At 73.0% G+C, this 25,473-nt stretch carries 19 protein-coding genes and 1 pseudogene; 10 read left to right on the top strand and 10 right to left on the bottom strand.

From position 1 onward, the window contains the following. Positions 1-116: 116 nt before the first annotated feature. Positions 117-1,640: an MFS transporter gene (locus tag ACZ4U4_RS23885; RefSeq protein WP_467877838.1), complete on the top strand. Its 1,524-nt coding sequence runs from the start codon at positions 117-119 to the stop codon at positions 1,638-1,640. Here ACZ4U4_RS23885 and ACZ4U4_RS23890 read toward each other — a convergent pair. Both ACZ4U4_RS23890 and ACZ4U4_RS23895 read right to left on the bottom strand, forming a co-directional pair. Further along, the gene (locus ACZ4U4_RS23890; RefSeq protein ID WP_467877841.1) at positions 1,579-3,414 is read right to left on the bottom strand and encodes a hydroxysqualene dehydroxylase; all 1,836 of its coding nucleotides are present in this window, start codon (positions 3,412-3,414) and stop codon (positions 1,579-1,581) included. The genes ACZ4U4_RS23885 and ACZ4U4_RS23890 overlap by 62 nt on opposite strands. 186 nt (positions 3,415-3,600) lie before the next feature. Further along, complete coding sequence (locus ACZ4U4_RS23895; RefSeq protein WP_467877843.1) at positions 3,601-4,971, bottom strand: tannase/feruloyl esterase family alpha/beta hydrolase; 1,371 nt, start codon at positions 4,969-4,971, stop codon at positions 3,601-3,603. 271 nt (positions 4,972-5,242) lie between these two features. Between ACZ4U4_RS23895 and ACZ4U4_RS23900 the strand changes: the two genes are divergently transcribed. The 3 genes from ACZ4U4_RS23900 to ACZ4U4_RS23910 all read left to right on the top strand — a co-directional run bounded on the left by ACZ4U4_RS23900 (position 5,243) and on the right by ACZ4U4_RS23910 (position 9,615). Continuing rightward, positions 5,243-6,058, top strand: a complete 816-nt coding sequence (locus tag ACZ4U4_RS23900; protein WP_467877845.1) for a 3-hydroxybutyrate dehydrogenase — start codon at positions 5,243-5,245, stop codon at positions 6,056-6,058. Positions 6,059-6,127: 69 nt separating this feature from the next. Next, positions 6,128-7,525 (top strand): MFS transporter, encoded by a 1,398-nt coding sequence (locus tag ACZ4U4_RS23905; RefSeq protein WP_467877848.1) that lies wholly within the window; start codon positions 6,128-6,130, stop codon positions 7,523-7,525. 110 nt (positions 7,526-7,635) lie between these two features. Then, a complete protein-coding gene (locus ACZ4U4_RS23910; RefSeq protein ID WP_467877851.1) occupies positions 7,636-9,615 on the top strand; it encodes a helix-turn-helix domain-containing protein in 1,980 nt (659 codons plus the stop codon). A gap of 34 nt (positions 9,616-9,649) precedes the next feature. Here the strand turns inward: ACZ4U4_RS23910 and ACZ4U4_RS23915 are convergent. The 3 genes and pseudogenes from ACZ4U4_RS23915 to ACZ4U4_RS23925 form a co-directional block, all read right to left on the bottom strand. Continuing rightward, a pseudogene (locus ACZ4U4_RS23915) lies at positions 9,650-10,657 on the bottom strand (extracellular catalytic domain type 1 short-chain-length polyhydroxyalkanoate depolymerase); the annotation flags it as partial. Between the two features lie 313 nt (positions 10,658-10,970). Next, on the bottom strand, positions 10,971-11,258 hold the full coding sequence (locus ACZ4U4_RS23920; protein ID WP_467877853.1) for a metal-sensitive transcriptional regulator: 288 nt from the start codon (positions 11,256-11,258) through the stop codon (positions 10,971-10,973). A gap of 102 nt (positions 11,259-11,360) precedes the next feature. After that, positions 11,361-11,855 (bottom strand): DUF2231 domain-containing protein, encoded by a 495-nt coding sequence (locus ACZ4U4_RS23925; protein ID WP_467877856.1) that lies wholly within the window; start codon positions 11,853-11,855, stop codon positions 11,361-11,363. A gap of 292 nt (positions 11,856-12,147) precedes the next feature. On the opposite strand from ACZ4U4_RS23925, the gene ACZ4U4_RS23930 reads away from it, so the two are divergent. The 3 genes from ACZ4U4_RS23930 (at position 12,148) to rutA (ending at position 15,511) form a co-directional block, all read left to right on the top strand. Then, positions 12,148-12,882 (top strand): response regulator transcription factor, encoded by a 735-nt coding sequence (locus tag ACZ4U4_RS23930; RefSeq protein ID WP_467877858.1) that lies wholly within the window; start codon positions 12,148-12,150, stop codon positions 12,880-12,882. Then, on the top strand, positions 12,879-14,303 hold the full coding sequence (locus tag ACZ4U4_RS23935; RefSeq protein ID WP_467877860.1) for a sensor histidine kinase: 1,425 nt from the start codon (positions 12,879-12,881) through the stop codon (positions 14,301-14,303). The genes ACZ4U4_RS23930 and ACZ4U4_RS23935 overlap by 4 nt, the downstream gene beginning before the upstream one ends. A gap of 122 nt (positions 14,304-14,425) precedes the next feature. Further along, on the top strand, positions 14,426-15,511 hold the full coding sequence (gene rutA / locus ACZ4U4_RS23940) for a pyrimidine utilization protein A (protein WP_467877863.1): 1,086 nt from the start codon (positions 14,426-14,428) through the stop codon (positions 15,509-15,511). A gap of 22 nt (positions 15,512-15,533) precedes the next feature. Here the strand turns inward: rutA and ACZ4U4_RS23945 are convergent, their stop codons facing one another. The 3 genes from ACZ4U4_RS23945 to ACZ4U4_RS23955 all read right to left on the bottom strand — a co-directional run bounded on the left by ACZ4U4_RS23945 (position 15,534) and on the right by ACZ4U4_RS23955 (position 17,515). After that, entirely contained in the window at positions 15,534-16,181 is a 648-nt protein-coding gene (locus tag ACZ4U4_RS23945) for a hypothetical protein (RefSeq protein ID WP_467877866.1), read from the bottom strand. 72 nt (positions 16,182-16,253) lie between these two features. Next, on the bottom strand, positions 16,254-17,192 hold the full coding sequence (locus ACZ4U4_RS23950; RefSeq protein ID WP_467877868.1) for a WXG100 family type VII secretion target: 939 nt from the start codon (positions 17,190-17,192) through the stop codon (positions 16,254-16,256). After that, positions 17,189-17,515 (bottom strand): hypothetical protein, encoded by a 327-nt coding sequence (locus ACZ4U4_RS23955; RefSeq protein ID WP_467877870.1) that lies wholly within the window; start codon positions 17,513-17,515, stop codon positions 17,189-17,191. Before ACZ4U4_RS23955 ends, ACZ4U4_RS23950 begins: the two co-directional genes overlap by 4 nt. Positions 17,516-17,800: 285 nt before the next feature. Here ACZ4U4_RS23955 and ACZ4U4_RS23960 point away from each other — a divergent pair, with 285 nt between their 5' ends. Together ACZ4U4_RS23960 and ACZ4U4_RS23965 are read left to right on the top strand one after the other, a co-directional pair. After that, a complete protein-coding gene (locus ACZ4U4_RS23960; RefSeq protein ID WP_467877872.1) occupies positions 17,801-19,102 on the top strand; it encodes a tetratricopeptide repeat protein in 1,302 nt (433 codons plus the stop codon). A 224-nt stretch (positions 19,103-19,326) separates the two neighbouring features. Beyond that, positions 19,327-19,812, top strand: a complete 486-nt coding sequence (locus ACZ4U4_RS23965; protein ID WP_467877875.1) for a DedA family protein — start codon at positions 19,327-19,329, stop codon at positions 19,810-19,812. Between the two features lie 12 nt (positions 19,813-19,824). Here ACZ4U4_RS23965 and ACZ4U4_RS23970 read toward each other — a convergent pair whose 3' ends face one another. Both ACZ4U4_RS23970 and ACZ4U4_RS23975 read right to left on the bottom strand, forming a co-directional pair. After that, the gene (locus ACZ4U4_RS23970) at positions 19,825-20,871 is read right to left on the bottom strand and encodes a zinc-binding dehydrogenase (RefSeq protein ID WP_467877878.1); all 1,047 of its coding nucleotides are present in this window, start codon (positions 20,869-20,871) and stop codon (positions 19,825-19,827) included. A 38-nt stretch (positions 20,872-20,909) separates the two neighbouring features. Beyond that, complete coding sequence (locus tag ACZ4U4_RS23975; RefSeq protein ID WP_467877881.1) at positions 20,910-24,116, bottom strand: cytochrome P450; 3,207 nt, start codon at positions 24,114-24,116, stop codon at positions 20,910-20,912. A gap of 412 nt (positions 24,117-24,528) precedes the next feature. Between ACZ4U4_RS23975 and ACZ4U4_RS23980 the strand changes: the two genes are divergently transcribed. After that, positions 24,529-25,401, top strand: a complete 873-nt coding sequence (locus tag ACZ4U4_RS23980) for a YceI family protein (RefSeq protein ID WP_467877883.1) — start codon at positions 24,529-24,531, stop codon at positions 25,399-25,401. The last annotated feature ends 72 nt before the right edge of the window (positions 25,402-25,473 follow it).

Raw genomic sequence — 25,473 nt, forward strand, 5'->3', positions numbered from 1 at the left:
GCCTCCGCCGAGCACGCTGCGTATTCGAAGGAAACGGCCCGCCGACAGGGGGATGGCGCGATGCGGAGCGGTGCACGGTGAGCGCGACGCGCTCGGGGGCGGATGTGGGAGCAGTGGTGAGGGCGGACGCTCGGGGTGAGCGGGGGCGGTCGGGATCTGCCGGTGCTGCGCTGGTCGCCGCCGTCCTGGGCTTCTTCGTGATCACCCTCGATGTCTCCGGTGTCAACGTCGCACTGCCCGCCGTGGGTGATGACCTCGGCGGATCGATGTCCGGGCTCCAGTGGGTCGCTGACAGCTACACGTTGATGTTCGCTGCGCTGATGCTCTCCGCCGGTGCGCTCTCGGACGTGGTGGGCGCGCGGCGCGCGTACGGCTGGGGGCTGGGTGTCTTCGTCCTCGCCTCGCTGGTCTGCGGGGCGGCGCCGACACTCGGGGTGCTGATCGCGGCGCGAGTGGTGCAGGGCTGTGCGGCCTCCGTGATGGTGCCGGCCTCGCTCGCGCTGATCCGTCAGGCGTTTCCCGAACCGGCGGCGCGGGCGCGGGGCGTCGCTCTGTGGACGGTCGGCGGCGCGGTGGCCGTCGCCGCGGGGCCCGTCCTGGGCGGACTGCTCACCACGGAGTGGAGCTGGCGCGGTGTGTTTTTCCTCAACGTGCCTGCTGGGGTGGCCGGTTTCGTGGTTTTGTTGCGGGCCGCGCGTTCGCCGCGCCACCGTGCCGCGTTCGATCTGCCGGGGCAGGTGACGGCGGTACTGGCACTGGCGGGGCTGACCGTCGCCGTGATCGAGGGCGGGCACGGCGGGTTCACCGGAACCGTCCTCGCCGCGGCCGGGATCGCGGTGGTGGCCGGGGCCGGTTTCGTGACCATCGAGGCACGGCGGCGCACGCCGATGCTGCCGCTGGCGCTGTTCCGGCAGCGCGGTGTCAGCGTGCCGGTGGTGACGGGCTTCGCCTGCAACGCGGCCTTCTACGGCGGGGTGTTCGTCCTGAGCCTCTTCTTCCAGGAGCAGCAGGGGCGGTCGCCGCTCTCGGCCGGGCTGATGTTCGTGCCGATGGCGGTGGTCACCGCCCCCTTCAACTACTTCTCGCCACGGGCGGTCTCCCGCTTCGGCGCACCGGCGGTGATCGTCGTGGGGCTGCTGACCGTCGCGCTGGGCTGCGGTGTGCTCCTCGCCGTCGGCATCGGCACGCCCCCGTGGGTGACGGCCCTGCTGATGATCCCCCTGGGCGTCGGCGGCGCCCTCGCCATGCCGGCGCTGACCACCCTCATGCTCGAAAGTGTCGCCGCCGAGCGGGCCGGTACGGCGGGGGCGCTGCTCAACACCGGCCGTCAGATGGGCGGAGCGCTCAGCATCGCCGTCTTCGGCGCGCTGCTCGCGGGCGACTTCGCGTCCGGATGCGGGAGAGTCTGCTGCTCGCCGCGGGCCTCACCGTGGTCATGGCGCTGGGCTCGGCGGCGCTGCTGCCGCGAGGTTGAGGACGGCGGGCGGCGACCGCGGTTGGTCCGCGCTCCCGCCCGTCGGGGGGAACGGGCCGCTGCCTGGTCGCAGCGGCCCTTCCGCCCCGGCTCGATACCGGCTCTCACCCGAGGTCGAACGTATTGGGCAACCCCAGCCGATACCGTGCCGCGTCGATGCGCTTGAGGGGTTCCAGCTCCGGGGGACGGTACAGCTCCCAGATGTGGCAGCGGTCGGCGGGGGAGTGGTCGGCGTCCAGGAGGGCGTTGACGGCGCGGCGGGCGGATTCGTTGGCGCCTTCCATGGTGGCCAGGTCCACATCCGTGCGGACGTAGTCGCCGGCGAGGAAGAAGTTCGGGACCGCTGTCTTCGCCGACGGGCGGTGGTAGAGGGTTTCGGTGGGGTGGGTGAGGAGCTGTTCGCGGTTCTGCGGATGGGGGCCGCCGAGGCCCGTCACCGCCGGGTCCATGAACCAGCCGAGCCGGTCCTCGTCGCGGAGGGTGGTCTTGCCGGAGTCGTTGAGGCCGTCCTTCAGCTGGGCCCACAGCTCGGCGACGATCTCGTCCTTGGTGCACTCACGGGCGGTCTTGCCGTAGAGGATGCCGGGCTTGTCCCATTCGGAGATGATCGTGGACAGGCATTCACGGGCCCGGCCGTCGCCGTAGTCGCGTGCGAAGTCCCGGCCGTCCCAGAACTGCGCCTGGCCGATTCCGGTGACCGCCCAGGGGGAGTCGAGGCAGTTGATGTGGCCGTGCACGACAGGGGTGGGGGTGCGCAGGTAGAACATCACGCCGGTCATCCAGTCCGACTTGAGCGCATCGCACCGGCCGAGCTGCGGGTCGGCGGCGCGCAGGGCCGGGCCCCAGGTGGGGCGGGCGTGCTCGACGGGGAGGGCGGAGACGTAGTGGTCGGCGGTGATGGTGCGTGGTCGGCTGCCGTCGCGTGCCGCGACCCGTACGCCGGTCACCCGGCCGCCGTCGTACAGCACCTCGTGGACCTCGGTGCCGAGGACGAACTCGACGCCCCGGTCGCGCAGATGTGTCTCCCAGGGGTCGATCCATGCCTCGCTGGTCGGGGCGTTCAGCACCCGGTCGATGTCCGCGTCGCCGTCCATGCCGCGGCCGAGCAGGCCCCACAGGAGGAGGGCCTCGATGATGACGCGGCCGACGGTGCGGGTGGAGGCGATCTCGGCGCGGGTGGCGACGAGGTTACGGGTCTGGCCGATGCCGAGGAGCACCTGGTACTCGCGGCTCATCTCGCCGGCCCGGATGAAGTCCCACCAGGTGACCTTCTCCCACTGGCCCTCGCGGCGGGCGTCGCAGCTGGTGAGGTGGACCAGGAGGCGGTCCGCGAAGTAGGCGGCCTCGTGTGCGGGCAGATGGGTGGCGAGGTCCAGCACCGACAGGATCTGGTCGCGGAGCCAGGACGGGGTGAGGTCGTCGAGGGCGGGCGGGGTGGTGACCCGGCGGAGCGGGAAGTGCAGGTCCGGGCGGCCCGAGCCGCGGGCGAACAGCGCCTCCGTACTGTTGCGGAGGTTGCCGTGGACGCCGTTCGCGTTGCCGGGGAAGGGGATGCGGCGCATGGTGTCCGGCAGGTTCCGGTAGAAGCCGGGGAAGAAGCGGAAGCCGTGTTCGCCGGGGAGCGGTTTGCGGCCGCCCGCCGCGGTCCCGGGGACGTCCATCGAGCGGGCCTTGCCGCCGAGGATGTCGTAGTACTCGTAAACCGTGACCGCGTAGCCGCGTTCGGCGAGTTCATGGGCGGCGCTGAGGCCGGACACCCCGCCGCCGAGGACGGCGACGCGCGTGCGGGCGGGGGGCGCGGCCGCGGCGCCGGTGGCCCCCGGGATGCCGAGCGCCGCCCCGCCGACGACTCCTGCGACCGCTCCGCCGGTCGCTGTCAGGAAGCGCCTGCGGCTGTGTCCGTCGCGCCCCTCGGGCTGCTGGGCGTGTTCCGTTGTCATGAGAACGGCAGGGTAGAGAGGGGCTCAGGCAGCCGGAAGTACATTTCTTGTCACGCACGGTGTTCTCGCCTGTACGAGGGGAGGTCGGCGGTGAGAATCCGCGTGCAAGTCCCGTCCCTAGATGGGGAGTTGCTGCCTGTGTCCTGGGTGCGACGCGGGGCCGCGTGAGGTGTTACCCGTTCGGTGTCACCGCAGGGAGCAGGTGTTGACGAGGTCGGTGTGGGGTGCGCGGGGGACGGTGTGGTTCGCGGGCGGCGGGGTGCCGTGGTCGAGCCAGGCGATGAGCGCGTCGAAGGAGCTGCGGTAGCAGGGCAGCATCGGGCGCAGGCGGTGCGGGAAGGTGTCGTAGAGCCCGTCGACATGGGTGCCGTCGGCGACGGCGTAGTAGCGGTGCAGGTCGGCGCGGCCGGAGCGGGCCACCATGCGCTGGTAGACGTCGGAGTCGGTGCTCTTGGGCAGCAGCGTGTCCAGCGTGCCGTGCAGGGTGATCAGAGGGCGGGCCAGGGCGCCGGTCAGGGCGATCCGGGAGACCGCGTCGTGCACCGCCGCGGGGCGGGCGGCGTAGTCGTAACGGGCGTCGGACGGGCAGGGCGCGAGGATCTCCTCCGGGGTCGATCCGGCGCTCGCGCCGGGGCACCGCGGGTCGTAGCCGGGGTCGACGGAGGCCCGGTACGCCTTCTGGGTCAGCCCCCAGTAGGTGCTGCGGTGGTACGGCCACAGGAACGCGGAGCCGCGGGCGAACCCCGCCCGGTACATGTCGTTCTCGGTGGCCGTGCCCGTGCTCCAGGCGACGGCGGTCGGCAGCGAGGTCAGAGGGTTCGGGCCCCGGGAGGTCCACAGGGTGCCCTCCCAGTCGACGCCTCCGTCGTACAGCTCGGGGTGGTGTTCGAGCTGCCAGCGGGTGAGGTAGCCGCCGTTGGAGATCCCGGTCACGACGGTGCGGCGGACGGGCCGTCCGTAGTAGCGGCCGGCCGTGGTGCGGGCGGCGCGGGTGAGTTGGGTGGTGCGCCGGTTCCACTCGGCGACGGCGTCGGCCGGGCGGTGGCCGTCGCGGTAGAAGTCGGGGCCGGTGTTGCCCTTGTCGGTGGCGGCGTAGGCGTAACCGGCGGCCAGTACGTGGTCCGAGATGAGGGCGTCGGTGGCGTACTGGGTGCGGTTGCCGGGCGCTCCGGTGACGACGAGGCCACCGTTCCAGTGGGCGGGCAGCCGCAGGACGAACTGCGCGTCGTGGTGCCACCCGTGCTCGGCGTTGGTGCGGGAGGTGTCGGGGAAGTAGCCGTCGATCTGGACGCCGGGCACGCCGGTGGGGTTACGCGTCCCCTTGGCGGCGAGACCGGCCTGGTCCGCGGTGTCGGTGTACGGGGTGCCCGCGAGCGCCGCGGTGGTCAGGTCCGGCAGACAGGCAGGGCGCTGATGGGCGGCGCCCGGCACCGCCGCCCGCGCGATTCGGGCACAGGCGGGGGCGTCGGCGGTGCGGGCGTGGGCGGGGGTGAGGCCGGTGGTGCAGGCGGCGAGGGCGAAGGCCACGAGGGTGAACCGGCGCAGAGCAGGGCGCATCGGTGGGCTCCTGGAAACGGTCACGACGGGCGGAGGCGGGCGGGTGCCATCGGACGGCGCCGTCCGATGCGGTCGGGAGCGACGGCCGCTCCCCGGGCGGCACCGTGGCGTGGTGCCGCCCGCGGGCCGGGTGCGGCCGACGGCTCCCAAAGGCGTCAAGTAAAACTCCCGGCCTCCGGGTGTTCCATGGGTCGGAACACCACCTTCCGGGGGCCACTTGTGGTTCCGGCAGCCATGGGCCGGCACCGCGGCCGCTCCTACGGTGAACGGCATGGTTCTCCCACACGAAGCGACCCGGGCCTGTGGCGTGCCCGCGACCGGCCCCGAACCGGGCGCCGCCCCCGGCTCGTTGCACGGAAGGACGGCCCTGGTCACGGGCGCGGCGAGCGGTATCGGCAGGGCGTGCGCGCTCGCGCTGGCCGCGTCGGGCGCCCGCGTCCGGGTCGTCGACGTCGACGGGGAGGCCGCCGCGCGGACCGCGGCGCAGATCGACGGCACCGTCCACGTGGTGGACCTGGCCGACCCGGCGGCGGTGGCGGAGCTGCCCGCCGACGCCGACATCGTGGTCAACAACGCGGGTCTGCAACACGTCGCCCCGATCACCGAGTTCGACCCCGATCGCTTCGCCCGGATGCAGCGGATCATGGTGGAGGCGCCGTTCCGGATCCTGCACCGCACCCTGCCGGGCATGTACGCGCGGGGATGGGGCCGGGTGGTCAACATCTCCTCCGTGCACGGACTGCGCGCCAGCCCGTACAAGAGCGCCTACGTCACGGCCAAGCACGCACTCCAGGGACTGAGCAAGGTGACCGCCCTGGAGGGCGCCGGGCACGGTGTCACCAGCAACTGCGTCAATCCCGGCTATGTGCGCACCCCGCTGGTCGAGCGGCAGATCAGCCAGCAGGCCGCGGCCCACGGCATCCCCGAGGAGGACGTCATGAACGGGGTCCTCCTCGAACGCAGCGCCGTCAAGCGGCTGATCGAACCCGACGAGGTCGCCCGGGCGGTGCTGTGGCTGTGCACCCCGCACGCCGCCTCCATCACCGGAACCGACCTGGTCATGGACGGCGGCTGGACCGCCCGCTGACCCGCCGGCCCCGGCCGGCCGTGCCTCGGCACCTTCCGCACATCCGTACTTCCCCGCCATCCCGCAAAGGTGACGACCGTGAACGGAAAGATCCCCAGACCCCCGCGCCTCGGCCGCGTGGTGGCGGCCAGCCTGGTCGGCACCACCGTGGAGTGGTACGACTACTTCCTCTACGGCTCCGCGGCCGCGCTCGTGTTCGGCAAGGTGTTCTTCCCCGACTCCGACCCGCTGACCGGCACCCTGCTCTCCTTCCTCACCTACGCCATCGGCTTCGTGGCCCGTCCCGTCGGCGCCCTCGTCTTCGGACACTTCGGCGACCGGATCGGACGCAAGAAGCTCCTCGTCACCAGCCTGCTGATGATGGGCGGCGCCACCGTCCTGATCGGCTGTGTGCCGAGCTACCACACCATCGGGGCGGCGGCACCGGTGCTGCTGACCCTGCTGCGTCTGCTCCAGGGCTTCGCCCTCGGCGGCGAATGGGGCGGAGCGGTCCTGCTCGTGTCCGAACACGGCAGCCCCCGGCACCGCGGCTTCTGGGCCTCGTGGCCGCAGGGCGGCGCCCCCGCCGGCAACCTCCTCGCCGTCGGCGTCCTGGCCCTGCTCACCGGCACCACCAGCTCCCACGCGTTCGAGACCTGGGGCTGGCGGGTGGCCTTCCTCGCCTCCGGCGTCCTCGTCCTGGTCGGCATGTGGGTACGCCTGAGCGTGGACGAGTCGCCGCTGTTCAAGGAGGCGCTGGCCCGGGCCGAGGAACGCCGCTCGGCAGGCGCCGAAGAACGGGCGCCGATGGTCGACGTGGTGCGCCACCACTGGCGGGACATCCTGGTCGCGATGGGCGCCCGGATCGCGGAGAACATCTCCTACTACATCCTCACCGCGTTCATCCTGGCCTACTGCGTCGGCCATCTGAAGCTGCCGGAACAGACCGCGCTCAACGCCGTACTCATCGGCTCGGCCGTGCAGTTCTGCCTGATCCCGCTGTTCGGCGCCCTCTCCGACCGCATCGGCCGCCGCCCCGTCTACCTGGTCGGCGCCGTCGGCACCGGCGTCTGGGTGTGGGCCTTCTTCGCGCTCGCCGATACGGGGTCCTTCGCCGCACTGACCCTCGCCGTCGTCGTCGGACTGGCCTTCCACAGCGCCATGTACGCACCCCAGGCGGCCTTCTTCGCGGAGCTCTTCGCCACCCGGGTCCGCTACTCCGGCGCGTCCATCGGCGCCCAGCTCTCCTCCGTCGCCGCGGGCGCCTCCGCCCCGCTGGTCGCGACGGCGCTCCTGGGCGCGTACGACGGCCCCGGGCCGATCGCGCTGTATGTGACGGTCGCCGCGGTCATCACGGTGGTGGCCGTGGCCCTTGCGCGCGAGACGCGCGGCAGCGACCTCGCCGCCGTCGGCGACACCGGCGAGGAGACACCGCCGGTCGCGGACGCCGCTGTTCCCGCCGCCCGCCCCAACGCGCCCACCGCGTAGGCGCCATGGGTGCCTCGTGACACCACGAGGCACCCGTGCCACCGGGCACGGCTGTCTATAGTTGCCGCTGTCCTCCGCGCCCGTCCGGTCCGCCAACCACAGGTGTCCCCATGCACGAGCCGCCCCGCGCCGCCCCGTATCTGCGTGCGCTGCTGGAACTGCTGGAGAGCGGCGCCCCGGCGGAGGAGCTGAGCGGCCAGACGGAGCGCGCCCGCGCCGAGGGCGTGCCCGCCGCGGAGCTGCGGGAGGTGGAGCAGGCAGCCGGGACGGCGCTGCGCATCCGCCGCACCCTCCGCCAGCACCGGCGCCGCGAACAGGAACTCACCGCACTCTTCGACACCGTCGGCGATCTGGCCGCCGCCACCGGCCTGGACACCGTGCTGCGCGCCATCGTCCACCGCGTCCGCAGCCTGCTGGGCACCGACACCGCCTATCTGACGCTGCCGGACGAGGCGGCCGGCGACACCTACATGCGGGTCACCGACGGCTCCGTCTCCCCGGCGTTCCAGCGGCTGCGCCTCAGCCTGGGCGACGGCCTCGGCGGGCTCGTCGCCCAGACCGCCCGGCCCTACGCCACCCCCGACTACCGCATCGACCCGCGCTTCCACCACACCGGCAGCATCGACGCGGGCGTCCTGGACGAGGGGCTGGTCTCCATCCTCGGGGTGCCCCTGCTCCTGGGGTCGCGCACCGACTCCTCCCACAAGGTCGTCGGGGTGCTGTTCGCCGCGGACCGTGCGGCCCGGTCCTTCAGCCAGGACGAGATCGCCCTGCTGCAGTCCCTGGCCACCCACGCCGCCGTCGCCATCGACACGGCCAGCAGCATCGCCGAGACCCGGCAGGCGCTGGACGAACTCGCCGCCGCCAACGAGATCGTCCGCCGCCAGACCGAGGCGCTGCACCGTGCCGAGGAGGCCCACGACCGCCTCACCGACCTGGTGCTGCGCGGCGGCGACATACCCCAGGTCACGGCCGCGCTCGCCCGCCTGCTGCACGGGCCCATCTCCCTGCACGACCCGGAGGGCGTCCCCCTCGCGGCGACGGACGAGCACGGCGCGGCCTTCCCGCTCGACGACACCGTGGCCGACTGGCTGACGACGGCGTCGGAGGACTCCCGGGCGGTGGCGCGCGCCGTGCACCGGGCGGGCCGCTGGGTGTGCGCGGTGCTGGCCGGGCCGGAGATCCTGGCCACGCTCGTCCTGCACGACCACCGGGCGCTGGAGGACACCGACCGGCGCCTGTTCGAACGGGCCTCCGTCGTCACCGGTCTGCTCGTGATGTTGCGCCGCCGGGCCGCCGAGGCCGAGAACCGGCTGCGCGGCAACCTCATCGCCGACCTGCTCGACGCACCAGGCCAGGACCCCGGCGCCCTGATCGAGCGGGGCCGCCGGCTCGGGATCGACCTGCGCCGCCCGCACCTCGTCCTCGTCGCCCACACCGCTCAGGGCGCCCGGGAACGGCTCAACCTCGCCAGCCTGTCCCACCTCACCCACCACCCCGGCACCGTCAGCGCCGAGCACCACGGCTCCCTCGTCCTGCTCTGGTCGCTCGCCCGGAAGGACGGCGCGATCGGTCCGGACGGCCCCGCCGCGGAACCGGGCCGACTCGCCCGCGACCTCGCCCGGCAGTGGGGCCGCGCGGTCGGCGCCCCGGTCACGGTGGCGGCTGCCGGCCCCGCGTCCGGCCTCACCGAGGTGGTGGCGGCGCACGCCGAGGCCACCCGCTGCCTGCGCGCCTTGCGGGCACTCGGCCGCACCGGAGACGGGGCCGACATCGGCGAACTCGGCTTCCTCGGCGTCGTCCTGGGCGAGAGCCGGGACACGCGCACCTTCGTGGACGCCACCCTCGGCCCCCTGCTCGCCTACGACGCCGAGCGCGGCACCGAACTCGTCCGCACCCTTGAGGCGTACTTCGCCACCGGCCAGAGCCTCACCCGGGCCAAGGACCTGCTCCACGTCCACGTCAACACCGTCGTCCAGCGCCTCGCCCGGGTGCAGAATCTGCTCGGCACCGGCTGGAACAGCCCCGAACGCGCCCTCGAACTCCACCTCGCCCTGCGTCTGCACGCGGTCGCCGCCCCGCACGGCTGAGCGGGGTCACCGGCCGCCCCGGGGGGAGCTACTGACGGTCGAGGCCCCAGAACGCGGCGGTGTAGGAGGAGGAGCAGATCGTGTCGAGGAAGTAGGCGCCGGTGGCACCGCACTGGGCATCGCCGCTACCGGGATCGACGGCCAGCCCGTGCCCCATACCGGCGACGGAGAACAGCGCCACATCGGGCTGGTCGGCGTCGGTGCCGTACGTGGTCTCGGTGGTGTTGCCGGGCAGTTGGCGGGTGGCCGTGGGCTGATTGCTCACGCCCCGGACATCGGTCCACTGGTCCCGCAGCTCGGTGCCGTTGACGGGAGCGACCGTGTAGTCGGCGCTGCCCTGCCAGATGGCCACCCGCGGCCGGCTGCCCTGGTATCCGGGGGCCGCGGCGCGGACCTTGTCGCCCCACTGCTTCGGCGACAGATGCTGATCGGCGAGCTGGCAGCTGCCGGCGCCCAGGATGCTGGTGGCGCACTGCGCGGGCAGCCCGGAGTTGACGGCACCACCGGCGAAGACGTCCGGATAGTCGGCCAGGAGATTCGCCGTCATTCCGCCGCCGGCCGAGAGCCCCGTGGCGAACACCCGCGTGGTGTCGGAGCCGTACGTGGCGACCGCCTTGTCCACCATCTGCTTGACCGAGGCGGCCTCGCCCTTGTCCCGCAGGCTCTTGTTCGCATCGAACCACTGGAAGCAGGACTGCAGATTGTTGGCCGTGGTGGTCTGCGGGAAGACGACCGCGAAGCCGTACCGGTCGGCCAACTGCGGCCAACCGGAGTGGCTGTAGTAGTCGTTGGCGCTCTGCGTACAGCCGTGCAGGGCGACCACCACCGGCGCGCCCTTCGGCAGCGACGCCGGGGCGTAGGTGTACATCTGCAGGTTGCCCGGGTTGGACCCGAAGCCGGTGACCTGCTGGAACGAGCCGCTGACCGGCTGCGCCGCGGTCGGCTGCGCCACGGCGGGCCCGACCGGGAGGCTGAGCGCCACCAGCGCGGATGCGGCAAGAGCGGCACCCGTCGCGAGGCGCCGAGGGCGTGCGGAGAACATGACCGGCTCCCTTGTGTGGGGGAATCTGCCACCGACCGGGAACCGCCCGTACCCACGGCCCGGCCGGCCCTGGGAGTTGTCGAACCTAGGCGAGCCGGGCCGCGGAGAAATATGTGCGGGGGAGCCATACCGGGGGCGTCAACTGTGGTACGCGGAGCCGTTGTTCGCCGAGAAGGGCGGATCGTTGCCGGGTGCGTCCGGGCCGGTGCGCCATCCGGTTCGGAGCCGGTGCCCCTGCCCGGACACCGGCTCCGTCACCGTGCGCCGGGAGCGGATTTCCTCGTGGGGCCCGCTCCACGCCCGGTCCGGCCCGTCAGGCGAGCGAGAGGAACAGCTTCTCCAGCCTGGTGCGCATCTCCTCGGGGTTCTCGCCGGAGCGGTTGCCGTTCTCCATGTCGGTCAGGCACTGCTGGAGGCCGGTGGCGATGATGGCGAATCCGGCCCGGTCCAGGGCCCGGGAGGCGGCGGCCAGCTGGGTGACGACGTCCTCGCAGTCCCGGCCTTCCTCGATCATCCGGATCACCCCGGAGATCTGCCCCTGCGCCCGCCGCAGCCGGTTCAGCACCGCCTTCAGCTCTGCCGCCGCCAGATCAAGTTCCATCACGACTCCTCACTCGATACCCCCAGGGGTAACGCGCCGCCCCTCCGGGCCATTCCCGGAGGGGCGGCGCGTTCCGCGTCCCCGCTCCCGTCCTCGTAGCTGTCAGCTCTTGGCCGAGAAGCTGTCGTGCCAGGCGGCCCTCGCCCCCGAGTCGCCGATCCGGTAGACCTGCACGCCCGCGCCGACCCCGACGACCAGGGACAACACCACGGCGGCGACCCGCAGCGGCAGGGCCACCGTGCCGGTGGAGCCCGCCGGAGCGCGGTGGTCGGCGCGGCGGTGGAACCACCACACCGCCGCCGCCACCACGAAGAGCGCGAGGGCCCAGGGGAGCAGCTCGTCGCCGAGTGCGGTGTGCGCGCGGACCAGCGGGTCGCTCTCCACATGCCGCTCCAGCCACTCGCCGGCGTTGGTCGTCAGCGGCACGCTGATCAGCGAGACGAGCGCGAGGACCGGCAGGGCGAGCCCGAACCGGCGCATGACCGAGGGGAGGGCGGCGCACAGGATCAGCGCGAGGGCGGTCAGGGGCACCAGGACCACGACGAAATGCACGAGCAGAACGTGCGCGGGGAGGCCGTTGATCAGGTCGAGTCCCACGAGGGCTCCTTAGGGTCGGTGTTCGGGCCGGTCGGGAGGCGGGCGGAGTGCTGCGGCGCCTGCGGTGGTGCAGTGGTGACCGCGGGCAGGAGTCCGATGTGTACCGCACGAGCCGTGAGGGGCGGGCTTCTCCCGGCGGACGTGTTCCGGCGATGGGCGGCCCAGCCTCACAGCCTCCCCTCTGTGAAGCCTCTGAAAAAGCAGCGCCGGCCGGTTCCGGCGCCGGTTCAGAGGAAACTCAGAGGAAGCCCTCACCCCGCCGTGACCGGCGCCGAGGCATGCTGAAGGGACCATGAACGAGCCGCACACCGCACCGCCCCTGCACCGCCCCGACGGAGACCCCGTGCGGGTCCTCGTCGTCGACGACGAGCCCGATGTCACCGAGGTCCTGGCCGGGGCGATGACCGGCGAGGGCTGGGAGGTCCGCACCGCCGCGGACGGCGCGGGCGCGCTCGCCGCCGCCCGCGACTTCCGCCCCGACGCCGTCGTCCTGGACCGGATGCTGCCCGATCTGAACGGACTGGAGGTCCTGCGGGCGCTGCGCCGCGCGGAACCGGGCATCTGCGTGCTCTTCCTGACCGCCCGCGACGCGGTCGAGGACCGTATCGCCGGGATCACCGCAGGCGGCGACGATTACGTCACCAAGCCGTACAGCCTGGAGGAGGTCCTGGCCCGGCTGCGCGGACTCCTCCGGCGGGCCGGGATGACCGCCGAGCCGGGCACCGACCGGCTCACCGTCGGGGAGCTGACCATGGACGAGGAGGCCCGGGAGGTCCGGCGTGGTGAGGCCACCATCGATCTCTCCCGCACCGAGTTCGAACTGCTGCGTTTCCTGATGCGCAACCCCCGCCGGGTGCTCTCCAAGGCCCAGATCCTCGACCGCGTCTGGGCCTACGACTTCGGTGGCCGCGCCCACATCGTCGAGCTCTACATCAGCTATCTGCGCAAGAAGATCGACGCCGGACGCGCCCCGATGATCCACACGGTCCGCGGTGTCGGTTACGTCCTCAAGCCGGAAGCACCGTGAGGCGGCTGCTGCCCCGCACCCTGCGCGGTCAGCTCACCGCCGGGCTCGTCACCCTGCTCGCCCTCGCCTGCCTCGCCGTCGGCGCCATCACCACCCTCGCCCTGCGCGACTTCCTCCTGGGACGCCTGGACGAGCAGCTCACCGCGTCCGGCGGCCGGTTCGCCGCCAGCCTGGAACACGAGGTCAGGCCCGACGCCGACAACCGCCCCGACACCCGCGGCCAGGCCGACGCCACCTTCGGCGCCCGCCTGCTGAACGGCACCGTCACCCAGGCCGCCGTCGTCCGCGACGCCACCGACCGCGCCCTCACCCTCACCGCCGGCGACCGCCGCGCCCTGGCGAACGTCCCCGCCGACGGACACGGCCACAGCATCCGCCTCTCCGCGCTGGGCTCCTACCGCGTCACCGCCGTCCGGGGCGACGACCGGGACGTACTCCTCACCGGCCTGCCCCTGCACCCGGTGGAGGAGACCGTGGAACGCCTCGAAGCGGTCGAGGCCACCCTCTTCGCCATCGCCCTCGTGGCCACCGGCACCGCCGGGGCCCAGTGGGTACGGATCTCCCTGCGCCCGCTGCGGAACGTCACCACCCGCGCGGCGGAGGTGGCCGGACTGCCGCTCGCCAGCGGGGAGATCACCATGCCCAGGCCGCTTCCCGACACCGACCCCCGTACCGAGGTCGGCCAGGTCAGCACGGCCCTCAACCACATGCTCGGCCATGTCGAGGACGCGCTCACCCGCCGCCAGGCGAGCGAGGAGCGGCTGCGGCACTTCGCCGCCGACGCCAGCCACGAACTGCGCACCCCCGTCGCCAACATCCGAGGCCACGCGGAACTCGCCCTGCGCCACCGCGGTCCCGTGCCCGCCGAGGTACGGCACGCGCTGGAACGTATCGACGGCGAGTCGCAGCGGATGACCCGACTCGTCGACGATCTGCTGCTCCTCGCCCGGCTGGACGCCGGGCGCCCCCTCGAACACGAGCCGGTCGATCTGACCCTGCTGATCCTGAACGCGACGGACGACGCCCGCGCCGCGGGCCCCGGCCACCACTGGTTCCTCGACCTCCCCGAGGAACCCGTCACCGTGACCGGCGACGCTCACCGCCTCCAGCAGGCCATCGGCAACCTCCTCGCCAACGCCCGCACCCACACCCCGCCCGGCACCGAGGTGACCGTCGCCCTCGCCACCGGGCCGAGCGGCGTCTCCGTCGCGGTGAGCGACACCGGCCCGGGCATCCCCGACGAGGCCCAGCCCGAGGTCTTCGGCCGCTTCGTCCGCGCCGACCACGCCCGCTCCCGCGCCACCGGCAGCACGGGGCTGGGCCTCGCCATCGTCCACGCCGTCGCCACCGCCCACGGCGGTACCGCCACCGTCACCAGCCGCCCCGGACACACCACCTTCCGCCTCACGCTCCCCGGCTGACGCCACCGGGCCCGCCCGTGCACCGCAAGCGTGATCCGTGGGTGACGCCGCCCCGGGCAGGGTGTCTTTCCGGCGGTGGTGGGAAGGGACCCGCACGATTCCCGAACCCGTTCAGGAGCGGTATGGACATCGGTGTGTTCCTCCCCATCGGCAACAACGGCTGGCTCATCTCGAAGAGCGCCCCGCAGTACCTGCCGACCTTTGAACTCAACAAGGCGGTGGTGCAGAAGTCCGAGGAGTACGGCCTCGACTTCGCGCTGTCGATGATCAAGCTCAAGGGCTTCGGCGGCGAGACGGAGTTCTGGGACCACTGCCTCGAATCGTTCACGCTGATGGCCGGGCTCGCCGCCGTCACGGAGCGGATCAAGCTGTACGCCTCGACGCCGATCCTCGCCCTGCCGCCGGCGATGGTGGCCCGGATGGCGGTCACGGTCGACGCCATCGCGCCCGGGCGGTTCGGCGTCAACATCGTCACCGGCTGGGCGCCCGGTGAGTACGCGCAGATGGGCCTGTGGCCCGGCGACGCGCACTTCGGCAACCGCTACGCACGGGCCGCCGAGTACGTCACCGTGCTGAAGCAGCTGTGGCGCGAGGGCCGCAGCGATTTCCGGGGCGAGTTCCACACGATGGACGGCTGTGTGCTGTCCCCGCGGCCGGCCGATGGCCACATCGATATCGTTGCCGCAGGCCAGAGCAGCAGCGGCAGGCGGTTCGCCGCCGAACACGCCGACTACAACTTCGTCCTGGGAAGCGGCGTCAACACCCCGCTCGCCCTCGCGGACACCACCGCGGCGCTCATGGCCGAGGCGCGGCGGACCGGCCGCGACGTCGGCGCGCTGTCACTGTTCATGATCATCGCGGACGGGACCGACGCGGCCGCCCACGCGAAGTGGCAGGACTACCACGACCACGCCGACCACGCCGCGCTGGCGTACATGTCGGGGGAGACCGACGCCGACGCGACGGACGACACCTCCGCCACCGCCCGGACCATCGCGGCGCCCGAGGGCGCCGTCAACTTCAACATGGGCACCCTCGTCGGCTCCTTCGAGACCGTCGCCGGGATGCTGGACGAGATCGCCGAGGTGCCCGGCACCAAGGGGATCATGCTGGTCTTCGACGACTTCCTCGAAGGCATCGAGAACTTCGGGACGCGCATCCAACCGCTGATGCGGTGCCGCGCGGGGCGTACGGCGCAGACACCCTGACGAACGGGGCGCCGCCGGGACGTCACCGCCCCGCGGTCAACAGCTCCCCGAGCCACGGCACCTGACGCCGGTCCGGCACGTCCAGCGCCAGCCACGACCCGTCGGCGAAGGCCAGATCCACCCGGCCCCGGTGGCGCTGCGGGTGCGGCTCCCGGCGCAGGCCGTAGCTGCCGTGCGGGACCGCACCGAGCAGCTGTGCCGCCTCCCGCTCCGGCAGCGTCGGCTCGGTCAGCAGCAACAGCCGCCGGTCGGTGACGGCCAGTGCCAGCCGCGTGTTGCCGTACCCGGCGACCTCCGCCGTACCGGTACGGGCATCGACGACGAAACGGCCCGCGGCGCTCTCCCAGCCGCCGGCCCACACCTGTCCCCGGAAGATCCGGCGGAAGCCGCGCCAGGTGCGGCGGGCACCGACCTCCAGCAGCCCGGCGGGCAGCGAGACCAGCCACATCACGAACGTCACCGGCAGGAAGATCCGCTGCCACCCGGTGAACCGCGCCTTCTGCTCGGCCGCGAGCTTGGGCCTGCGGTGGGCCTTCGGGACGGTGTCCGGGGCGAGCGGGTCGAGCCGGACGGGCAGCGCCCCGCGCAGCGTCTCGCCGGGTCCGAGGAACGGCGCGGAGTGCGCCACGAGCCAGCCGTCCCGCTCCGGTACCAGGGGGGTGGGGTGCATGTCCCTCTCTTCGGTCTGCTGCGACGGTCTCGTCGCGTCACGGGAGCCGGCCCCGCCCGTCGGCCCGGGCGGTCAGCCGAAGGTGTCCTCGATACTGCGCTTGGGCACGTGGTACGGCGCGGGCTCCGTGGGCCCCTCGTCGTCCAGCGCCTCCCCGCCGAAGTGCTTGATCGCATCCTCCGCCGGGGTCTTGAAGTCGCCGGTGAGACCGGTGGCCCCGTTGAGCAGAGGCTTCGATCCGTACTCGGCGATCTTCCCGCTCACCACGTGGTGGGCCCACCAGTCCTTGCTGCGGAAGGCCCCCTTGCCCATCGGGCCGCCCAACTTACGCAGCGTACCCGCGGCCTTGCGCGCCTCGTTGAAGGACTTGGCGCCGCTCTTGAACTCCTTGACCGCCTTCATCAGCTCACGCAGCGTCTTGGCCAGCTCCGCCGAGACCTTCTCCACCCGGGCGAGGAAGACCGCCACCTCGGCCTCGGCCACCAGCCCGTCGACGACCGTGGCCAGACCCAGCGTGAGGATGTCGGTGACCACCATCGCGGCCAGCGTCATCGCCGCCCACTCGATCGCCTCACGGATGATGGCGACGATGGAGTCCTCGGCGAACTTGCTCTCCTTGGCGGCCTGGCTGAGGATCTGGGCGGTCTTGCCCATGTCCTTGCCGGTGTCGTCCAGCGCGTCGATGATCTTGCCCATGGAGTGGCCGAAACCCTCGGAGGCGTCGCCCTCCCACTGCTCGGGCAGCCGCCGCGCCCCCGACCGCAGCTCCGCCGACACCCGGTGTAGCGCCTCGCCCTGCGCCTTCCACTCCTGCGCCGCCTGGGTCAGCTGCGTCGGCATGCCGGTGACCTGTTCGAGCTTGTCCATCAGCCCGACCTTGTCCAGGAACCACCGGATGGCGTCGTCGAGACCGGCGTCGAGGCCGTGCTCCTCGCTGTTGTGGATCTGCTCGATGTCGGGGAGCTTCTCGATCTCCTTGTTGACCCACGCGTAGGCGTCGGTGCCGGTCATCCGGCCGCACCCCCGCCGTGCCCGCCGAAGGTCTGCTGCTGCGCGTACTCGGTCTGGACGTAACCGCCCGCCGTCGCCCGCAGCCCCTCGGCCACACCCTGCAACAGATCGGCGAGGTCGTGGATGTTCTGCTGCGCCGCGGTGGCGTGTTCGTTGTACGAGGAGTGCAGCTCGTCGGATTCCGGCAGCTTGCCGAAGGCGCCCGACGGGATCTCCACGTGCTCCAGCGCCCGTCCGATGCGGGGCACCTCTTCCTTCTGCTGTTCGGTGTGGGTTGCGTAGTGGAACAGCGTGTCGGGATCGGTGCGGAATCCCTCGCCCATGGTGTGAGCCCCCCCACTCGGTTCGTACGTGGTCCGCTGTCACCATAGGGAGGCCGGGGAAGGGTCTTTTCAAGACAGGGTCAAGCAACCCTCACGCCACGCTCAAAACTTGCTGAAGCCTTCCGGACGTGGTCATTCACCGTGCTGGACGGGTGCGGCGGAGGAGAGACCGCAACGGATCAAGAGCGCCAATTCGCCCTCCCCGAAACCCTGGTGACGTCGTGGATCCCGTACCAACCGGGTAGAAGCCGGACGGAGATGCGGCACCGGCGCTTGGGGGAGGGCTTGGCTGTGGAGGGTGGGGACGAGAAGAACGGCGATTCCCGAGATCGCGAAGCTCACCGTGTACGCGTCACCGAGGGGGCGTCAGGCAATCCACCGGCCCATGCGGCGGGAGAGTGCGATGCCGCCGATGCCTTCACCCGTCTCGTCGCCCGCTACGAGAACGCAACGCCCGCCGCACGGGCGGTGCTCGAAGTCGCCGTGGACGCCGTCCGTCTGGGGTGCGGCCCCCATCTGCCGCGCGCTTTTCTGGAGCGGGCTGCCACCGGGTACCTCGCCGAGAACACCTGTGACGCCGTCGGGGACGGCTGGTTCGATGAGGCTCTGGCGTACGCGGCTCGGCCGGTCCACGGAAATGTCCCCCCGTTGTGCCGGGTGCGCCGACGCGGGGCCGCGCCGTCCACGGAAGAGAACGGCGAAGAACCCTGCTACCGGCTGGCCGCCCCTCTTCAGCGGTACGGCAGTGAGCAGCGGCGTCATCGCTGCCCGCCCGACTCCTTCTGGAACGCCGGTCTGTACTCCCTGACCCGGATCGGGGATCTCCGGGCGCTGGCGAGCGCGGCCGAGAGGCGATGGCGGTTGCGGTACGCGCATCTGCTGGGCGCCGCGGCGGAGGCGCTTCACCGTGAGGCCGTGGTGGATTCCGGCGGGCCGGAGGAGTCCGTACCGGAGTCGCAGTACTTCTGCCCGGACGATCCCGAGTGGCCCGCTGATCACTTCATGTGCCGGGCGCTGGCCGACATGGCGCTGCACCGCGCGGACGACCGCGAATGGGAGGAAGCCACCGCGCTCGCCTTCCAGGCGGCGGACTGCTGCCGGCCGGATGCGCTCGCCGCCCTCGCGCTGAAGCGGGAGAGTGCCGGGCACCCCACCGATGCCGCCTACCTGGCACACCATGCGGCGCGCCGCGGTGATCCGTGGTGCCTGGCCGAGATCGCTCTCTCACGTGAGGAGGGAGGGCGGCACGGGGAGGCGGAGCACTACGCCGGGGAAGCCGCGCGGTACGGGTTTCCGGAGATGCTCGCCACATTGGCCCGGGCGCGGGAAGCCGCCGGTGAGCCGGAGTCCGCCGAACGGCTCTGGAGTCGGGCGGCCGAGTGCGAGCACCCCGAAGCGCATGCCCATATCGCTCGGCTACGGATGCAGGACGGCGACCGCCGCGGGGCCGAATCCGTGGCGCGGGAGGCCGCGGACCGCGGGCTGGCGGTGCGGTGGCTGCGCGGTGTCGCGCCGCTGTGGGCCCTCTGGTGGCCGGACGGTATCGAGCCGGACGGCTCGCCCTCGGAGCCCTGGCGGGGGAGCTGACCGGACCCCGCCGGGCAGACGGGCCGCCGGGGCCCGGTCGGACGGCTGCGCGGCCCGGGCCTGGCCGACGGGCGGGCTGTCCGGTGCGGCCGTTCGCTTACCCTGGCTGTGGCGGACGGCCCTGGTCAGGGTCGTATCGGAAACCCGGGTGTGGCGCCGTGCCGCGCCGGGTCGGGAGTCGGCGGTGCCCCGGTGGGGCGGGCCGGTGGTGAGGGCGGTGTGGCGTGGAGAAGGTGGTGCTCGCGGCCGCCGGTCTGTACGTCATCGTCCTGCTGCGGGCCGGCGGGACCTTCGCCGTCGGGTGGCTGGCCGCCGCCGGGGCGCGGCGCAGCCGGTTCGCGGAGCGGCTGGCCTCGGCCAGGTTCGTACGGGCGGAGCGGGCGATCCAGCGGTGGGGCGCGCCGGTGGTGGCGGTCTCGTTCCTGACCGTCGGTTTCCAGACCGCCGCCAATTTTCTCGCCGGGACCATGCGGATGCCCCTGCCGCGCTATCTGCCCGCGCTGTTCGTGGGCGGGGCGTGCTGGGCGCTGCTCTACGCGACGGTCGGGATCGGCGTCCTGGAAGTGGTGACCCGGCTGTTCGCCGAGCGGACGGCGCTCGGGGTGGCGGTGGTCGCCGCCCTGCTCGCCGCGGTGTGCGGGGTGGTGGTGTACCGCCGCCGACGTGCCTCGCCGGCCGCGCAGGACGGCGCCGCGGCCGACGAAGCCTGAGGGACGGGCGCCCTACGGCACCAGGATCAGCCGGATCGGGTCGCCCTCCTTGCTCTCCAGGCGGCGTACCGCCTCCGCGGCGTCGGCCAGCGGGAGGTGGTCGGTGATCGACGGGGCCAGATCGAGGCGGCCCGTCGAGGCCAGCCGGATCAGCTCGTCGACATGGACCGGCGAGGAGCCGTAGTGGCCGCGGATCTCGTTGCGGTTCCAGCTGAAGCGGGTGCCGTCGGTGACGGTGAGCGGGTGCGGGGTGAGCCCGGCCAGGACCATGACGCCGCCGCGGCGCAGGACGGTCGCCGCCTGTTCGCGGACGGCCGGGACCCCGGCGAAGTCGAACGCGGTGTCCAGCCCGCGGCCGCCGGTGGCGCTCCGTACGGCCGCGGCGAAGTCCGGGTCGGCCGGGTCCAGGGCGAGGTCGGCGCCGAAGGTGAGGGCACGGTCGCGGGCGCCGGGCAGCGGGTCGACGGCGAGGACCGGTGCCGCCCCGGCGAGCCGGGCGAGGCGGATGCCGTGGGCGCCCAGACCGCCCGCGCCCCAGATGCCCACGGCCTGCGCGGGGCGGACCGCACCGGTCTCCACGACGGCGGCGTACGGGGTGGAGACGGCGTCGGGGATGATCGCCGCCTGGTCGAAGGGGAGGTGGTCGGGGATCGGGCAGAGGGTGTCCTCGCGGGCGAGGGCGTAGGCCGCCCAGCCGCCGTCGTAGTCGACACCGCGGGTGTGCGGGCTCAGGCACGGGGTGCGGCGCAGGGCGCAGTTCCGGCACCGGCCGCAGCTCTGGCCCGCCTGGAGCGCCACCCGCGTCCCCGGGGCCCAGTCGCCGAGGAGGCCGGGGCCCGGGGTGTGGATCACCCCGGCGACCTCGTGGCCGAGGGTGACCGCGTCGGCGGGGACGAACGGCTTCAGGCTGCCGTCGATGAGGTGGACGTCGGACAGGCACACCCCGGCGGCCTTGACCTCGATCAGGACCTCACCGGGTCCCGGTTCGGGCACCGGTACCTCTTCGACGCGGAAGGTGGTGTCGGCGAGGTGCAGCCGTCCGGCGAGCATGGTGTTCATGGGAGGAACCTCCGGGTTTCGAGGGTGGCAGGAGCGGCTCAGGAGGCCGCGTAGACGTCTTCGACGTACCGGCCGTCGGCGATCAGTGTGTCGAGCCAGGCGGCGGCGTCGGCGTCGTCCGCGCCGGGGTGGTGGGCGAGATGGAGGGCACGGAAGGCGTCGCGGACGCCCGGGGCCATCCGGGCGCCGTCGCCGCAGACGTAGACCCGGGCCCCGGCGTCGAGCAGCTGCCACACCTCGGCGGACTCGGCGGCGATGCGGTGCTGGACGAAGCGTCGGCCGTCGACGGGCGCGGCGCTGAAGGCCGGGCGCATCCGGACCGCCCCGGCCAGTTCGGCGGCGCGCAGCTCCCGGGAGTGCAGATAGTCGGCGTCCGGGGCGTCGCAGCCGAAGTAGCAGAGCGCGGGGGCGAGTTCGACGCCGTCCGCGGCGAGGGCGAGCCGGTCGGCGACGGCGCCGCGGAACGGGGCCAGGCCGGTGCCGGCCGCGACCATGATCAGCGGGGTGTCCGCGGAGTGCCGGATCCGGAAGACCTCCCGGCACGGCTGGATGCGGGCGTGGACGGTGTCGCCGGGGCGCACGGCGTGCAGATACCCCGAGCCGGTGCCGCGGTAGGTGCCCCGGCCCGAGCGGGCGGGCGCCTGGAGCAGCGAGACCATCAGGTCGACGTGGTGCGGGTCGCCGGTGGGCGAGGACGAGACGGAGTAGTGGCGCGGCCGGATCGGCGTCAGCAGCTCCAGCAGCACCGGCCAGGTCAGCTCCGCGGCCAGCGCCGGGTGGTCCTCGATGACGTCCAGCAGTCCGCGGTGGTCCGCGGCGCGCGCTGCCTCGTCCGCCGCCAGCGCCGCCAGGGCCTTCCGCTCGGGCGGGCAGGGGTTGAGCGAGGCGAGGAGCGTCAGCTGTCCGGCGGTCGGCCGGTCCTGCAACTCGACGTGGCGGGTGAGGAGGTGGCGTGCGGTGACCGGCCGGTCGAGCGCGAGGCCGTCGCGGCGCGAGCGGTGGGCGGCGATGTGCAAGGCGGCGTCCGGGTCCACCCGCAGGATCCGGACGGCCCGCTCCACCAGCTCCGGGGCGTTGGCAGGGAGGACCGTCAGATGGTCGCCGGTGCGGTACGTCTGCCCGTCGGGCAGCGCGAGGCGGACGTACCGCTTGGCGCGCGGGTGGTCGGGGTGGGTGAGGCTGCCGGTCTCGGTGACCGTCATCGCGGTCATGCCGTGCCGGGCGGCGAGTGCGTCCAGCGGCCCGCCGGTGATCTCGGTGACGGCGTAGGCGGGGCCCTCCGGCGCGGCGGCGGGGGCGGCGCCGACGCTTTCCGGGTCGCCGTAACCGGTGAGCAGGGCGGTGCGCAGGGCGCCGGTGAACGCGGTGACCGCGCCGTTCAGATCGCCCGAGGCGTCCGCCGCCGCGCGCTCCAGCAGCCGGGTGCCGCCGAGGGCGGCCAGCTTGTCGTCGATGAGGGTGGGGACGCGCTGGTAGGTGGCGGACCAGTTGCGGTCGCCGACGCCGAGGACCGCGTAGGTCACCCCGTCCGCGGCGCCGGGCCCGGCGGTCTCCAGCCAGCGGACGAACTCGGCCGCGTCGTCGGTGGGGCGGCCGTTGTACGAGGCGGCGGCGATGACGACGGGCCGGTCGGTGGGGAGGGCCCCGGTGTGGGCGTCGAGCGGGGCGAGGGCCGTGGCGCAGCCGGTCTCCGCGGCGGCGTCGGCCAGCCGGGCGGCGATGTCGCGGCAGGTCCCGTAGTTGGAGCCGTGCAGCAGCAGGACCCCGGTGTCCGGCCGCACCCGGGTGGGCAGGGCGGCGCCGGCCGGGTTCTCCGCCTCGTGCGCGGTGCCGGCGGGCGGCGCGGTGCGGTGCGTGGCCCGGTCGGCGGGGGTGCGCGGGGCGAGGCCGAGGGTGAAGCCGTCCGGCTTGATGGTGAGCGCCTGCTTGAGGTCCAACGTGTAGTCGGCGTGGTCGAGCAGCCGGTAGCGGTGGACCAGCATGGCGAGCATCATGGTCGCCTCGTGCAGCGCGAACTGCCGCCCGATGCAGGCGCGTTCACCGGTGCCGAACGGTTTGAAGGCGTGCGGGGAGCGGGCCGCCTCCGCCTCGGGGGAGAAGCGCGCGGGGTCGAACAGCTCCGGGTTGTCGCCCCAGACCGGGTCCCGGTGCAGCATCGGCGTCAGCACCGTCGCCCACTGTCCGGCCCGCAGCGGCAGACCGCCCAGCTCGGTGTCGACGAGCGCCCGGCGGGAGAAGGCGGGGGCCGGCGGGAACAGCCGCAGCGTCTCGTTGAGCGCCCGGCGGGTGTGGTGCAGCCGTCCGATGTCCTCGAACGTCGGCTCCGGGTCGGGGGCGTCGCCCCACAGCTCGTCCACCTCACGCTGCACCCGCCGGAGCGCGGAGGGGTGCTTGAGCAGGTTGTGGAGGGCGAAGGAGAGGGTGCCCGAGGTGGTTTCGTGCCCGGCGATGAGGAAGGTGATGACCTGGTCGCGGATGTTGGCCGGATCGAGGGTGGTGCCGTCCGCGGGGTGGGCGGCGCCGAGCATCAGCCCCAGCAGATCGTCGCCGCCGGGCGCCGGTGCGTCCGGTGCGGTGCGTGCCGCGATGACCTCGTCCACCACCGCGGCCAGATGGGCGGCGTCGGCGCGGAACGCCGCGTCGGTCTCCGTGTGGTCCAGCTCCGGGTCGCGGCTGAGTTCCGTCATCGCCCAGTGCAGACAGCGCACCAGCGAGCCGACGAACGGGTGTGGCTCGTCCCGTTCGAAGGACCCGAAGTCGAAGCCGAACCCGGCCAGGCCGATGGTGTCCAGGGTCATCCGGGTCATGTCGTCGGATACGTCGACGGGGGTGCCGTCCGCGCACCGGCGGTCCCAGGAGTCGATCAGCCGGCGGGCGACCCGCAGCATCACCGGGTGGTAGGTGCGCATCGAGCCGAGCGCGAAGGCGGGCATCAGGATGTCGTGCGCCTTGGTCCAGTTGGGCTCGTCGTCGTACGCGGTGAACAGCCCGTCGTGGGCGAACTCCCGGACGTTCTCCAGCGCCGGTCCGATCGCCTTGCCGAAGCGCCGTTCGTCGGACAGCTCGGTGACCAGGTCCAGGCTGCTGACGAACAGCGTGTCCCGGCCGTGCTGCCGCTGGACGAAGGCCGGACCGTGCCGCCGGGCCAGGGCCATGGTCCGCAGCAGCGGGGTGCGGGCCGGGGTGTGGGAGATGTCGACGACCGGGAGGCCGTCGGGGTGCGGGGGGAGCACCGTCGCGGACATCGAGGCGAACCGCCTTCCGTGAGCAGGGGAGACCGGAACGACCCGTGGGATCGGTTCCAGCGGTCCTCTCCAGCCTGTCCGTTGCGCGGACGACGGGTCGCCACCGCGGTGCACGATCGTGTAGTGCCGGAATCCGTACGGGGGTTGCGGAAATTTCCGGGGTGTGCCAAAGGGGCGGACCGGGGGAGCGGCGGGCGTCCGCGACGGCGGAACGGGGCGATCGGATCCCGTCGGTGACGAGGTGCGAGAAAGGTCACCTTTGGGCGGCTCATGACAGCTCAGGATCATTTCGCCGCGGAGGCAATGAAAGGATAGAAGGGGAAGAGGAGGGAATCCGCACCATTTGTGCGCTCCCTTCCGCGCTCCGCTCCCGTCCCCGCCGTACCGCACAACCGATGGGCCCCGTCCTGCCATGCCTCTCGCCTTTCTGAACCGCCTGCGCGACCGAATGCCGCACAGCTCCCCCTCGCCGCTCCCCGGCGGGGCGGGCGCGCTGGACCTGCGGGTGGACGACCCCGTCGGACTGCCGATGGCGGGGGTGGCGGTCTCGGTCCGTAACCTCGGCGGCCAGGAGGTGACGCAGGGGCGGACCGACCCCAACGGGCGGCTGACGGTGACGCTGCGGCCCGGTACGTACCGGCTCGTGGTGACGTCCGACGGGTTCCGGCCGGAGCGGTGCGAGGTCGAGGTGGTGGCGGGGGAGCGGACCGCGCCGCGCCCGATCGCCCTGGAGCCCGCCCCGGCGCTGCCGCTGCCCGCCGCCGGACAGTGGCGGATCGACCCCGACCACAGCGCCATCCGCTTCACCGCCCGCCACATCGGCCTGGCCGAGATCCACGGCCGGTTCAACCGCTTCGAGGGCGGACTGTGGATCGGCGAACGGATGGCGGATTCGCGGGTCGAGGTGGCCATCGAGGCGGCGAGCATCGACACCGGCGTACGGATGCGGGACGAGCATCTGCGGTCGGCGGAGTTCCTGGACGTGACACGCTTCCCGTATCTGCAGTTCGCCGGGGAGCGGTTCGTGCACAAGGGCGGCAGCCGCTGGGCGGTGCAGGGGGTGCTGCAGCTGCACGGCGTCAGCCGCACCGTGCAGCTCGACACCCGCTACCTCGGGATCGGCACCGGTATCGCGGGCGAGACCCGCACCGCCTGCCAGGCCGTCACCGAGCTGCACCGCGAGGACTTCACCCTGGACTGGCGCACGATGCTGGCCAAGGGCATCGCCGCGATCGGCGCGACGATCCGGGTGGAGCTGGACATCCAGGCGATCCGGCCCGAGTAGCGGCCTGTCGGCGCAAGGGCGGCGGCGCACGGTTCCCACCGTGCACCGCCGCCCTTTTCGCGTTCCCGCGCC

The organism is Streptomyces sp. NPDC029159 (assembly GCF_055564055.1).